Raw genomic sequence first — 12,186 nt, 5'->3', positions numbered from 1 at the left:
CCTCCTTCAGTCTCCCATTACGTAGTTAAACTCGAAGCCTTTCCGTTCCTCCAAATAACGTTGCAGATTGCGGTGCAGTATCTTATAGCCTGTCGGAATCACAACGTAATGATCGTTCTCTAAGTCGATAATGTCTCCGTAATAGTCTTTCGGAGCTGATTCCGTTGGCTTTCCGTTTTGGATATTACGCCAAGTCTCACGGCCATAGCCCGTTTGCATTGCGTGAGTTATATCGGGATGCTCGATGTCATGGCTCATTTGCGTTCGCCTACCGTCACTTTAATCTTAGTGTTTCTCCCTATATTCGAACCGGCTATCAGTAGTAAAACAGCCCATACTCCGCTGACTACGTTATCTGTAGTCGCAAACTCGTGTAATTCGATTATGAACAGTACAAATAGCCCGAACGTGATAATACTCTCGAATACTTTTAATGTTTTCTCCACCGTATCAACCTCCGTTTATAGTAAAATGGCGCCAAGCCCTAAAAGCATATTAAGGCTCGGCAATTGATCAAACTTAATTGACATTAGCGAAATCGCCATGTAACTCTTTCGCAGCACCTACATATGCTCGGTGAGCGTCCTCTGCGGTATCAAACCGACCTAAATAATGACGTACCCCAGTAGCCTTGATTTCTGCTTTCCATTTTTGGCGTACTTTATCGTAGCAAACACCTTTGTACCCGCTCGTATTGTTTCGTTGCTTACTTCTATTACTTGCGTTCTCACTGGCTGTACAGATTCGTAAATTGCTTTTTCTATTGTCTAACTTATTGCCGTTGATGTGGTCGATGTGTAGTTTAGAGTCGACACCACCAAGTATTAAGCGGTGCATACGTGGAGCTGACTGCTTTCGTCCGTCTCTCCAAATATTTGTCCTAGCATAGCCTGAATCATCGACGTGCCAATGTTGATGTGACACTAACGCAAAATCTTCTTCATCTATTAAACATACAAGTCCGCATTTTAACGTCAATTCTACTACTTCAACGGACATGATCCACCAACGCATTCACCGCTGTAATCTGTTGTATCTTCTTCCTCTGCGGTAATCTCACCGCTAATTAATTCCCAAGGCTTTGCTGTTAATTCCGCAACCATAGCGTCATAAGTCGCTTTATCAATCGCTTCATACGGCATTTGCGGATATGTGCCAGTTGCATACGGTAGTAATGACGTAGATTTGATTACGCCTTTATATCTATCAAGCAAGTCAGTAATTTCGTTAATAACGGCTTGCTCCTCGTCTTTGTCGGCTTCAACTGCTGGATTACCGAACTTATCGAGGCGTTGCGTTCCATCCGCCATGATGACTGGCTTTTCTTGCGCTTTATGGAACGATAACGTCGCACTCACGGCATTATCTGACCAATAAGTCGCTAACAACGCTTGTAACGCTGCTTGCTCACGTAAAGGAACATCGCCTGCAGATTGGAAATTAGCGTTACCAGCCGTTGGCGCTTTCGTTGGAAACTCGACTACTAACGTAGAATGATCGTAGTTAGGTGTACCGTCTGCTTGATAGCCAACGATTGCAGATTCGATATTGTAACCGCATTGCTTTAACGTTGGAATTAACGGTGCTGACGAAGCCATACGAATACGGCGAATCATGTACGGCGCCCAATGATAATGCATACCTGGCGACGCTCCCATTAATAACGAAACAGTTCCAGAAGGCTTTACCGTAGTTAACTTGATTGACGGATTAGCGTCTAAATCGATAGCTTGTTGAATGTTTGCGTCTGATACTGCTTTGTATAGCGTATCGAGGAATTGCGTTACTTTAGCGTTATAAATTGCGTTCCCTTCTGCGTCGAATCCTTCGATTGCTTTAGCGTCGTATTTAAGAAGTACCCAATCTGTAATGCCCGTGATACCTACGCCTAGTCGACGATGACGATATACAACTTCACGCGTTGCCTCCCATTCGTAATGACGGAATGTTATGCGATAAGCGTAGCGAGTTGCTAAATACGCAGCTTCTTCGTAAAGTGTTTCCGATTCTGTGCCGGATTGAATTAGCTGCTCGATACGAGGTAAGCAGATTTCGAATAGGTTACATGGTGACGCGTTTGGTAGCGTGATTTCTCCGCATGGATTGAATACCTCGACTTCTCCGTCTATGTCTTTTTGGAATCCGTCAATGATACGTCCATAGTTTCGTGATAGCTCGGTATTTACATAACCAGGCTCGCCGTTGTAATAGATGTTAATCGCCATGTTGCGAAGTGCTTCACGGTCAGTATTGACGCCAATATCAACACTGTTATTCGAAGCCCAGCGCCAGTTAGTCGCTTCTTGATTCTGTGGTAACGCATAGTTTTTCGACTCGACAAACGCACGATCATCATTATCTCCGATTAGAATTAACGCTGTACGACGAACGTTTCCGGCCACTACACACGTTCCAATATTCTGAATAACGTCGCCCCACTCAGTCGGAGTTACGAAGTCATCTACACGACGATTAAGTATTGTGTTAACACGTTGTAGCATCGTAACTAATGGTGATGGACCACTCGCTGTGCCTCCGAAACCTACAATAGCAGCGCCTCGCGGACGTACTTCGCTAATATCGATTACAACACGTTCGATTCCTTCGTAGTGAGCATCGATTACATGCCCTAAAGCTGACGCCCACCCTTCTCGGCTATCTTCGACTACAAACGGCATAACTATCGTTTCTAAACGAGCTTCTACACCTAACGCAGCTAATTCAGATTCATAATCAGCATGAGCGCCGTCACATACGAATGAGACGTCAGTGGCGTTATTAACCTTTGGCACTTGATCGACGTATTTACGTTGAACATTTACGCCGACACCTCCGCCTTTCATCGCTTGGTCGAATGTAAATACTGGCGCAAATGATACTTTCGGTTCTTGTCCGTTAGAGTATGGTTGAGGTCGCATCGATACACCCCAACAGTTATTTTCTGCATCGCCCACTCTCTCAGCGTATTCAGTACCGGACATCCACAACCCTCGTCCTGGCGGAGTCATGACGAGATTGAATACGAGATGATAAAATCGCTCTGCCTCTAATGATAACGCCTCTAATCGTTTTTTCGTTAATTTACCTAACAAAGCTAGGCGATGTAATTCGATTTTGAAGTTCCCTTCGGTAATACGCTCAACAGTTTCGTCCCATCGTTCAAGCGTTCCATCCGGTTTAGTGCGAGCATATGTGCGAAGGTAAACGATATATCCGAGTCCTCCGAAGCCCCATTGCGGTTGTTTATTTCTATATTGTGTTAAAAATGCGTCAGTCAGTAATTTAGTCAATTAATCTCCTCCTATTGGCATTTCTCGAAGTCTAATACGATTTTCCATCCGCACTTACAAGAGCGTTCAAAATGCCCATTTTCTCCGTCATAATTAATGCCGCCTTCCGACGGTTCACCACCTAGTCTATCGTTGCCGCAGTTCTCGCAGTTATTATATTTCTTAGCCAAGACGCTAAATAATCGTAAGCTGTCGAGTTTACGTTTGCCATATTTGAATAGTGCCAATTAATCGTCTCCCTTACGTTTATTCTTCGCTGCTCCAACGTTTCTAAAGAATATGGCAATCAGCGCCAATAATCCGAATACTTTCGGCAAATCATTCGAGCCAACCTTCGTCAGTCCTACGGAATGGAATGCCTGCACCACGTAATCGCCCGTAAACAATTCGAGCACATAGCCGAAGCCCATTCCGATTAGCAAAGCTAATAACGGCAATGCTACGAATGATACTGCGATGAATATTAAGATTACGATAATTGCGATTAGATTCGCTAAGAAGCCCGCAGGCTTGCGTTGTTTTAACGTCATTCAGTCACCGCCTTGTTTAACGGATGATTGCGTAATCGTCGCGGAACTAACTTTTCGTTTTTGAATCCTGCGATATATTCAGCGAATGAAATCGGTGCCTTGCCGTTGTATTGTGGTTTAAATTCAGCTAATCCTCGTCGTAATTTGCGTGATATTTTCGGTTGTTTTTCCATTAATCAATCGCTCCCTCTCGTTTTAAATAAGCTATACCAATAGCCGCTGCGTCCGAGGCGTCCCCACCTTTGTTATTCGGAAATACGTAATCGTCCGGCAAGTCTAGCACCCGCCTTACCCCTTGCTCAACTTCTACTTTCGTCGCCTTGCCCGAAATGCCTACTGCCTTTTTGACGGAGGTCGGCGGGATCTCGTTATTGCTATCGATTACGTAGCCGAAAGCTTTGAGCGCCGTATCAACTGCAGCCCATCCGCCGAATACGAGCTGCGTACCGCGCTTGCTTCCGCCTTTAATGAAATGCTCGCGGACAACAACGTCAAATGGGCCGTGTTGATAGCAGATAAGCGCTGTAGCCGAACGGACAACTTCGAAGCGCTCGGCGTCTGACAGCGAAGTGTCCGTCGGAAATGCGTCAGTGTAAACGAGGCTTGCGGGTTTGCTTCCGCCATATTCGATTACTGCGAAGCCTGGCGATGCTGACGTGTCGATTGCTAGTAAGCGCTTTGGCTTCGGCTTTTTAGCAACCATTAATATTGCGCCTCTGAGTCGTTTAAAATATCGTAGAAATTCTCGATACTATCCGTCATTCGATATTTACCGAAATACTCGCCGTCAGTATGCCGCATATCGTATCGATTTCCTTCGTAAACTCCTTCGATTGTGTAGACGTCCTCATCTTCGGTATGAATAACGACCATTCCTTCAACAACCTCGCTAGGCTGTACCGCCTTCTCAAACTTGCTAACGTCTATCCCAAGCGCACGACCTAGCGCAATTGCCTTGCCGATGTCAGCGTTGAATACGTCGGAGGGATTGCATTTTGCAAACTTTTTATCGTTATGAACTGTATAGTTAACGTTTACTAAATGTGGAATCGCTGTTACTATACGTTTCTCTTTATTAACGAATAATTTAACGGTAGTGCTGCCCGCACCTGTTGTGTAAGGCGTTGTATCAACCTTTACGACTCCACTGTACTTCTCAACAAACGCCTTAGCCTCGTCAATGATCGCTTTGCGCTTTTCGTTAGCTGATTTAGGTAAGATGCCTTTGATAGCTTCCGCCAATCTAGCTGCAATCTTCTCAGTGTCGCATTCTTTCGAAATAGTCAGCGTACCTTCACCTGACAATATCGACTTAGGCTTTTGCGCAGCCTTTAACGCATCGATTTCGGCTTGCATCGCTTCGACTTTTTGCTCAAGCGTTGTGATGCGTTGCTTTTTCGTTGGTTTTTGCGGCGCTAGTTCGAAACAACGTTCTTCTCCAGCCCACGTTATATTATCGTGAAAAGAAGGGATAAGTGCTTGGTATCTGCCTTTACCGTCAACGCTTTTAATAACGCCTTCATCACCTTTTGACACGCCACCCCAACCGTGTGATTCTGCTACTACGCGTACTTTATCGCCTACTTTGAATTTCGTCATCTTAGCGTCACTCTCCTCGACTTTTTCGATGTATTGTAGTTCGCTTTGAAAGAAACAAATCGTATTCTCACCGTTAGTAATTAGCGGATCGCCGTGTGAATCGATTGACTCAACTTCGTAAACTCTGCCAGTTTTGAATCCTTCCTTTACTGCTGTGTAAATATTTTCCGCATCCAAAATTCGAACCTTGTCGCCCACTTTATACGTTGTTTTCGTCGTCATATTCACGTCAACCCCCGATTTATTAGTTTTAATTTCGCTTCCTACATTCTTATATCCATAAAAATTACGTTTGTCGCAGTTTTACGCTAAATAATTTCGTAAATCCGTATGTTCTCGTTTGCCCGTCATGCTCGACGCGGCCATTGCGCTCTCAACCTCTTGCAATTGCGTCAACTCAGCGTCAGTCAATATCGACTTGCAATGCGCTTTGAACGGACAGAAACCGCACTTAGACGTCATATCAACCGTTATCTCTGGAATCTCACCGTTATAAACGAGTTCTGCCTGGCGTGCTAAATCGTCTAGCAAAGCCGTTTTCATTTCCTCGGTAATGTAGAAGTACATCATGCGCATATCTGGCATCGGCTCGCCATTGCGCCATGTCTTGCGCGTTTTAGGAACGTTTTTGCGTTCTTCATCTGAGAACCACGCTGGCTTGTGCATCGATTCATATACGATAAATCCTTCGTTTATGCCATAGACAATCGCCTCTGCTGTTACCTGGCGTAGATGGTCCGCCTGCGCTCCGCTGAAATCGAGCTTGCCGTTCATCTCGACAACACCCGAAGCCTTCGTCTTGTATTCGAAGATAAAGCGTCGATCATCGTCCTTTGCGTAATTCAATATGCCGTCAGGCTTAACGGTGATAGCGAATTTAACTCCATTATGTTCGATTACCTGACGCACTTGCATCGCGTCCTCGAACGCCCACTCATCGTTAGGCAACGTTGCAAAGGTGAATAGCGCTTTATCGCCTAATCGTTTCGGTACGTGGCAAATATCGAGCTGTACGTAATCTATAACGGCTGTACCTACTCGGCGTTGACGGCTGCGATGCGCTAAGTCTGGCGTTTTCTCCGTCCTTACTTTAGCGTTTTTAAAGACGATTTCACGGTCACATTTCGCTGTGCCTGACGCACCGAACGTTACAAGTCCGTCGTTTGGATACGGCTTAAATCCTAGATGTGCGAGTTTTTGCTCGAGGAACTTGCGCTCAATTCGATTATCATAGAACGATGATTGCGGACTTGCGTAATAGGCGTCCATTTGCGCTTGGAATAATTGCGCTAGTTCTGCGCCTTCTTCGTGTATTTCTATTAATCGGCTTTCGTTTTGATCCCCATATAATGCGGTTAGTGCATCGTTATTTTGCGTCAAATTATCGTCTCCCTTAGCGTTTTATATCTTAAATTTCGCATATTCAATCGCAGCTAACACGTCGTCGAAGTTGACATTGCCGTGAACTCGCGTCATTTCTACGCCATTTCGTTTGAATACGAGGACTGGCACGCTAGTAATCTTGTATTCGTCAATTAGCGAAGGATTTTCGCTAATGTTCATCGTTGTTAGCGTTGCGCCTTCCGATTCGAGGCGTGCTGCGTTATCAGCTAGCGTTCTGCCTAGCCATTTGCACGGTGGGCATCCGTCCTTTTCGAGTTTGATGATTTTAATTTGCGTCATTATTGCGTTTCCTCCTAGATCGCCTCTTTCAAGGCTCTTTGAATTTGTTTAGGTGTTGCTATTCCGACGTTTTGGATATATCTATCTGAGTACCCAAGCGACATTAAGTCATTAATAGCCTTTTTAGTCGGTTCTGTCAGGTGTCTTGGCGGTTTTTCCTCATAATCAAGACCACCAAATTTACAGTAAAGTGAAGTCAGCGAATTCTTTAGAAGAAACTCTTTTACCTTTGGACGGAACAGTTTCGTTAAATCACGCGGAAAATATAAGTAGTAAAACTGGCGACCGTCCTTCTTTCGATCGATGTTAATTTTCGGTCGAATACCGTAAAGTTCCTCGATTCTATTGACTAGTAAAGTCGATTGATGTTCGGTTAACATATTTGAATATAGATGCATCGTGTTAGCGCCCTTATGCCAAGAACCGTCGTCTAAGTACCAAAGAATTAAATCTAGTTCATCTATCTGCGTTAATAGTGCGTCGATTGAAATATCTCGAACAATAGTCGCTCTTTCATCAACGAAAGTACGTAAGTTGAATATCGTTTTAGTTCCGCCGTACCCTGACCGTTGCGTTCCCCATTTGATGCCTTTATAACCTTCTGCGATTAACATACGTTCTTTTAATTCCAGTAGCTCTTTGTCCGTTGACATGAACGTAATACTTGCGTTCTTGCCTTTTCCCAACATGCCGTCGCCTAATCGAGCATTAATCGCTATTCTACTCAGCGTCATTAAACCACTCCTCTAAATCGACTTTTTCTTGCCATCGTTCAGGGTAAATTTCAATGTCGCAGTTAACCGGACAATTTAACGTAACTGCCTCCGCCATAACGCGGCTGATATGTTCTAGCGCTACAAGACTGACATCTCGTGGACAATCGTATAGGATTTCGTCATGAGTCTGACTGACGATATTGACGTCATACTGCGGAAGTACATCATCCAAGTCGATTAACGCTTTCTTTAATATTCCGCCTGCACCTGATTGAATCGGAAAGTTTCCAGCCATACGCTCGGCGCTTAACTGTTTCCAACGCTCACGCGACTTAATGTCCTTGTGTAAACGTCTTTTACGTCCTAACAAGTCCTCAACGTAGCCATTCTTACGTACTAATCGATGTTGTCGCTCCATATACGCTGCAATTCCAGGATAGCCAGCGAAATAGTTGTCGATTAACGTTTGCCCTTCTTTTGGCGTTATCTCTAACGTATTCGCTAACGTGCTTGCTCCCATGCCGTAGACGATACCGAAGTTTACGATTTTAGCTTGCTTACGGTATTTTTGCGCTTTATGTCCGTCGGTATCTTTATATTGTTCGATTTCTTCATACGTAAATTCACCTTTACTGATTAACGCTGCAGTTGTCGAGTGAATGTCTTGCCCGTTCTTAAAAGCGTCAATCAATACTTGATCGTTAGCCTCATGTGCTAATACACGTAGTTCAATTTGCGAATAGTCAATCGAGACTAATATACGGTCACTGCCTAACGTTTTAAATAGGTGGCGTACTTCTGGACGTTTAGCTGGAATCTGTTGTGTATTCGGGTCTTTGCATGTAAATCTCCCAGTTGCTGCGCCCCATGTATTGTGCCAAGGATGAATACGTCCGTCCGACTTAACCTCGTTCGGTAGCTTCTGCGTAAATGCTTGGCGTAGCTTTCCTATTTCCTTGTACTCAAGATAAAGAGGTACAATCGGATGTTCATTTTTCGCCTTCTTTAGAAACTTATTAGATGTCGAACCTTTTCCGTAATCCGTTATACCAAGTTCTTCAAAGAATACGACTTTCATTTGTGCCGGAGAATTAAGGTTAACTTCACGCCCTAATATTGCGTAAATCTTACTTAGTAACTCCTTCTCTTCTTCTTCTAGCTTCGCGTCTAGTTCGGCAGCTCTTTCTATGTCAAACGCCATCCCACGTAAGTCAGATTTAATGAATACCCGTTGTACCGGCATTTCAACGTCAAACACTAAGGTTTTCAAACGGGACAGGCGCTCTGTGTTAAAATGCGTCATCATCCATTTAAATAGCTTTAACGTTTTTTCGGTATCTCCTGCCGCATATGCTAGCGCAACGTCTGTTCCAATTTGATTGAATGGAGTTTTAGCGAATAACTCATCAAAATTATCGCTCGGTTCTTTTAACCAACTTGTCAGTAAGTCTTTCAATCGGTGACTAGCATTTTCGTCAAGAGCCATCGCCATAATACGTGTATCTGCGTACAATGCTTTTGCTAAGTCGATTCCCCACTTAACCCACGCCCATTTACAGTCAAACGGCGCATTATGCATGATTAATTTAGCGGAAGTTAACGCTCGTACGATCTCTAGTGCATATTCTAGCGGTAGATTATTTCCGTCAGTATGAGCAATTGGTACGTAATAATGGTGGTCATTGGCGCTAATGCTAAATCCGGCAATGTCGCCTTTCCATGGATCAAGTGCGCCAGTATCCTCGCCGAATGTTTCGCAGTCATACCCAACGTAATCACTCGCTTGTATATCAGCTATCACTTGCGGAACTTGTTCAACGTCGGTAATTAAAACGTAATTGCTCGGCGTAATTGCGACTAACTCCGCCAACTTCGCCTCGCGTTGCTGCTCGAATAGCACCGCATACAACCGAATAGCCTCCGCCTTACTAAAGCGTCCTAACGGTTTCAGATTGCCACGCTTATCCGTTTTAGGCGCTTCCCTTCCGATTAGCCCGGCGTCCATCGCACGCTTAACCTCTCGCAACTTCCGCAAATCTGCGTCACTGTTTTTCTGCGATAAAATACGAACCCAAGCGTCCTCAATCGTTTCAGTAGCGCTTGCTTTCCGTTTGCTTGCCTCTCGCAAGGCTTCGGTTGAGGCGGAAGCCAGTGCGCTTTTCAATCGGATATCAAGTTTCATGACCGCCTCACCTCCTTGTTGTTTATTTTGCGTTGGTTATGCGTCGAGCAACTAGTTTTTGAATAGCGATTCTACTGGCGCTACTAGCTTAATTGCGGTAACATCTGCTCCGTAACGTGCGTGGTCACCTTTGTAAGTGACGCCTTCACCTCCGTTAATAATGCTCACTACCGTTGTAACAGTTCCGACTTTAGAACCGCATTGGTCACGTGTAATCTCGATAACATCGCCCTTCTTAAACTCGTTAACCTTACGACCAATCTTCGCCCATTTCACTTCTTCTGCGGATAGGATTTCGTGTTCGTCCGAAAATACTCCGCCGTGTCGCCAATCGTCATCGTCATCAGTAATCGATAATTCCCCGTACTTCTCATATACTTTGTATAATTTACCCGCTGTAATTCCCATTTGATTGTCATTATATTTAACAAAGTCGCCCGCCTTTAATTTCGCCATATTAATTAATCGCTCCCTTTTCCGTAATTTTTAGGTCAAGCCGTTTCCATTTCTCGCTTGCTTCGTCTACTTTCGCCCAGTACTCCGAAATTTCTCTACATTCCGCCAGATAAACGTGCTCACCTACTACGCCGATAAATGCGTCACAGTCCGATAACGAGTAAACTTCCCGATTATTTTTTAGACCGCGAATGACGTAATAAGGCACGCCGTCTTTTTCGCGTTGCTTGATCGTTTTAACTTGAATCCGCATCTGCTGTCCGTTCTTGCTCGCTAGCAAATCGTGAGCCTCAGGCACGGTCGGCTCTGATACCGACCATCCGTCCGCTAATAACGCAGCCATTGCGAGTAGTTCCGAGTGACGTCCGATTGTGCTTGTGCTCAATTCATTTTGCGTCATAACTGCGTCACCTCCACGGATTAGAAATCGGATGTTGGGTCCGGCTCTTCTTCCGTCGGAGTATCTTCGCCAGTTTCGCTTATGCTATAACCGATTTTCGTAACGTCGAATCCTGCTTTCGTTAGGAACTCGATTTGTTTCGCTTCGTCAGCTAAGAAGTTTAATCCGTTGAATAACGAATGATCGAATGGTTTTCCGTCCCACTTATCGAAATTTGCTTGTTGCTTTTCAGTTAAATCGTCTAAATCGAGTACACTTGCGCTACATACCGTATTCGTGCTTGCTCCAGTCTTTTCGATTTCAAACGCTTTTTTACCGAGTTTGGCTTCGTTCTTCATTAACACTTTATGAATCGCTTGACCTTGCGGTTTAGTAACGTCGATAACGATAGGTAAGCCAGTATCTAAGTCGATAAAGCCCATAATAAACTTCGTAGAACCTCGATACAGCGCCGCTGATTTCTTTAACGCTTCCTTCTTAGTTGCGTCCTTTTCTGCGTTAGCTTGCTTTTGGTAGTACTCGGTCGCCTTATCCCACACTGTCAGATTTGATTCAGGGAATCCGTTTTGATTAAGCGTACTTGGGTTTTCCGCGACGAATGAGTTAATTACTTTGTAAATACCGTAGTTATAGTAAGGTTTTAAATCGCGAATACCTAACGCTCGTACCCGAAATGTTGAACCACTTTTAAATGGCGTAAAGCTATTATCTGAACTATCGTCTCCACCTGAGTAAAGCGCTGCTAATGCGTCCATACCTGTGTTATTCTGTGTCATTAATAAATCGTCCCCTTTTCGTTGTTTTTGTTTTGCGTTGAAAATGCGTTATTACTTCCGATTAGCTACCGCACGAATCAATCGTTGCTGCGCCTTTGTCAGCTTGTGCTGTTCCGTTTCTACCGTTACTTTGCTGATATGATCGATAAATCGCATTCAATCACGCTCCTTTTTGCGTTATTATTGCGTTGCCTATTTTCGGATAGTGAAAAGCATATTTCGACACCGTCCGTAGATGCATTCGAAAGTGAAATCCCGTCGCTACACACGACAACGGAAGCGCTATGGGAGGTTGACGACCAACCGCACACATACTCCGTACATAGTCGCAGACTTTCGTCTAGGCAATCGAATACATTCACCGATGGGCGAGCGTCTCCTCGCCTTTATTACTGGCGGCTTCTACCGCCCTATCGAGCGTCCGATTGGCGCGCTCCTATTCCGTCAAGCCTCCGTATCTTAGCCGATTATCAGTCGCCCTCAACGGTACATGACGTACAAGGCAATCGGAAACCGTTGCGCAAGTCCACCGCCAACTCAAGCGCCAGTGGCAT

At 44.6% G+C, this 12,186-nt stretch carries 15 protein-coding genes; all 15 read right to left on the bottom strand.

What is annotated here, in order from left to right; all coding sequences use genetic code 11:
- Positions 1 to 6 precede the first annotated feature (6 nt).
- A complete protein-coding gene (locus tag ACVWXS_RS16940; RefSeq protein ID WP_456959240.1) occupies positions 7 to 258 on the bottom strand; it encodes a YqaI family protein in 252 nt (83 codons plus the stop codon).
- A gap of 261 nt (positions 259 to 519) precedes the next feature.
- On the bottom strand, positions 520 to 1,014 hold the full coding sequence (locus tag ACVWXS_RS16935) for an AP2 domain-containing protein (RefSeq protein WP_456959238.1): 495 nt from the start codon (positions 1,012 to 1,014) through the stop codon (positions 520 to 522).
- Complete coding sequence (nrdJ, locus tag ACVWXS_RS16930; RefSeq protein WP_456959236.1) at positions 984 to 3,290, bottom strand: ribonucleoside-triphosphate reductase, adenosylcobalamin-dependent; 2,307 nt, start codon at positions 3,288 to 3,290, stop codon at positions 984 to 986. Before nrdJ ends, ACVWXS_RS16935 begins: the two co-directional genes overlap by 31 nt.
- Positions 3,291 to 3,301: 11 nt before the next feature.
- Positions 3,302 to 3,460, bottom strand: a complete 159-nt coding sequence (locus ACVWXS_RS16925) for a DUF3797 domain-containing protein (protein ID WP_456959295.1) — start codon at positions 3,458 to 3,460, stop codon at positions 3,302 to 3,304.
- A gap of 57 nt (positions 3,461 to 3,517) precedes the next feature.
- A complete protein-coding gene (locus tag ACVWXS_RS16920; protein WP_456959235.1) occupies positions 3,518 to 3,820 on the bottom strand; it encodes a hypothetical protein in 303 nt (100 codons plus the stop codon).
- Complete coding sequence (locus tag ACVWXS_RS16915) at positions 3,817 to 3,993, bottom strand: hypothetical protein (protein WP_456959233.1); 177 nt, start codon at positions 3,991 to 3,993, stop codon at positions 3,817 to 3,819. Before ACVWXS_RS16915 ends, ACVWXS_RS16920 begins: the two co-directional genes overlap by 4 nt.
- Positions 3,993 to 4,523, bottom strand: coding sequence for a crossover junction endodeoxyribonuclease RuvC (locus ACVWXS_RS16910; RefSeq protein ID WP_456959232.1), 531 nt, complete (start codon positions 4,521 to 4,523; stop codon positions 3,993 to 3,995). Before ACVWXS_RS16910 ends, ACVWXS_RS16915 begins: the two co-directional genes overlap by 1 nt.
- Positions 4,523 to 5,641 (bottom strand): hypothetical protein, encoded by a 1,119-nt coding sequence (locus ACVWXS_RS16905; RefSeq protein ID WP_456959230.1) that lies wholly within the window; start codon positions 5,639 to 5,641, stop codon positions 4,523 to 4,525. The genes ACVWXS_RS16910 and ACVWXS_RS16905 overlap by 1 nt, the downstream gene beginning before the upstream one ends.
- 81 nt (positions 5,642 to 5,722) lie before the next feature.
- Complete coding sequence (locus ACVWXS_RS16900) at positions 5,723 to 6,799, bottom strand: hypothetical protein (RefSeq protein WP_456959228.1); 1,077 nt, start codon at positions 6,797 to 6,799, stop codon at positions 5,723 to 5,725.
- Between the two features lie 21 nt (positions 6,800 to 6,820).
- Positions 6,821 to 7,102 (bottom strand): thioredoxin family protein, encoded by a 282-nt coding sequence (locus tag ACVWXS_RS16895; protein WP_456959226.1) that lies wholly within the window; start codon positions 7,100 to 7,102, stop codon positions 6,821 to 6,823.
- Between the two features lie 14 nt (positions 7,103 to 7,116).
- Positions 7,117 to 7,836 carry a hypothetical protein gene (locus tag ACVWXS_RS16890; RefSeq protein WP_456959225.1) on the bottom strand — a complete coding sequence of 240 codons (720 nt, stop codon included), beginning with the start codon at positions 7,834 to 7,836 and terminating at the stop codon, positions 7,117 to 7,119.
- The gene (locus ACVWXS_RS16885; protein ID WP_456959224.1) at positions 7,823 to 10,000 is read right to left on the bottom strand and encodes a DNA polymerase; all 2,178 of its coding nucleotides are present in this window, start codon (positions 9,998 to 10,000) and stop codon (positions 7,823 to 7,825) included. The genes ACVWXS_RS16890 and ACVWXS_RS16885 overlap by 14 nt, the downstream gene beginning before the upstream one ends.
- Before the next feature lie 51 nt (positions 10,001 to 10,051).
- Positions 10,052 to 10,456 (bottom strand): hypothetical protein, encoded by a 405-nt coding sequence (locus ACVWXS_RS16880; protein ID WP_456959222.1) that lies wholly within the window; start codon positions 10,454 to 10,456, stop codon positions 10,052 to 10,054.
- A gap of 1 nt (position 10,457) precedes the next feature.
- Entirely contained in the window at positions 10,458 to 10,856 is a 399-nt protein-coding gene (locus ACVWXS_RS16875; protein WP_456959221.1) for a group I intron-associated PD-(D/E)XK endonuclease, read from the bottom strand.
- Positions 10,857 to 10,876: 20 nt separating this feature from the next.
- Complete coding sequence (locus ACVWXS_RS16870) at positions 10,877 to 11,632, bottom strand: hypothetical protein (RefSeq protein ID WP_456959219.1); 756 nt, start codon at positions 11,630 to 11,632, stop codon at positions 10,877 to 10,879.
- Between the last annotated feature and the right edge of the window lie 554 nt (positions 11,633 to 12,186).

The organism is Lysinibacillus sp. TE18511 (assembly GCF_054062295.1).
Note: the sequence above shows the minus strand (reverse complement) of the source record. Positions and strands in the feature narration are given on the sequence as shown.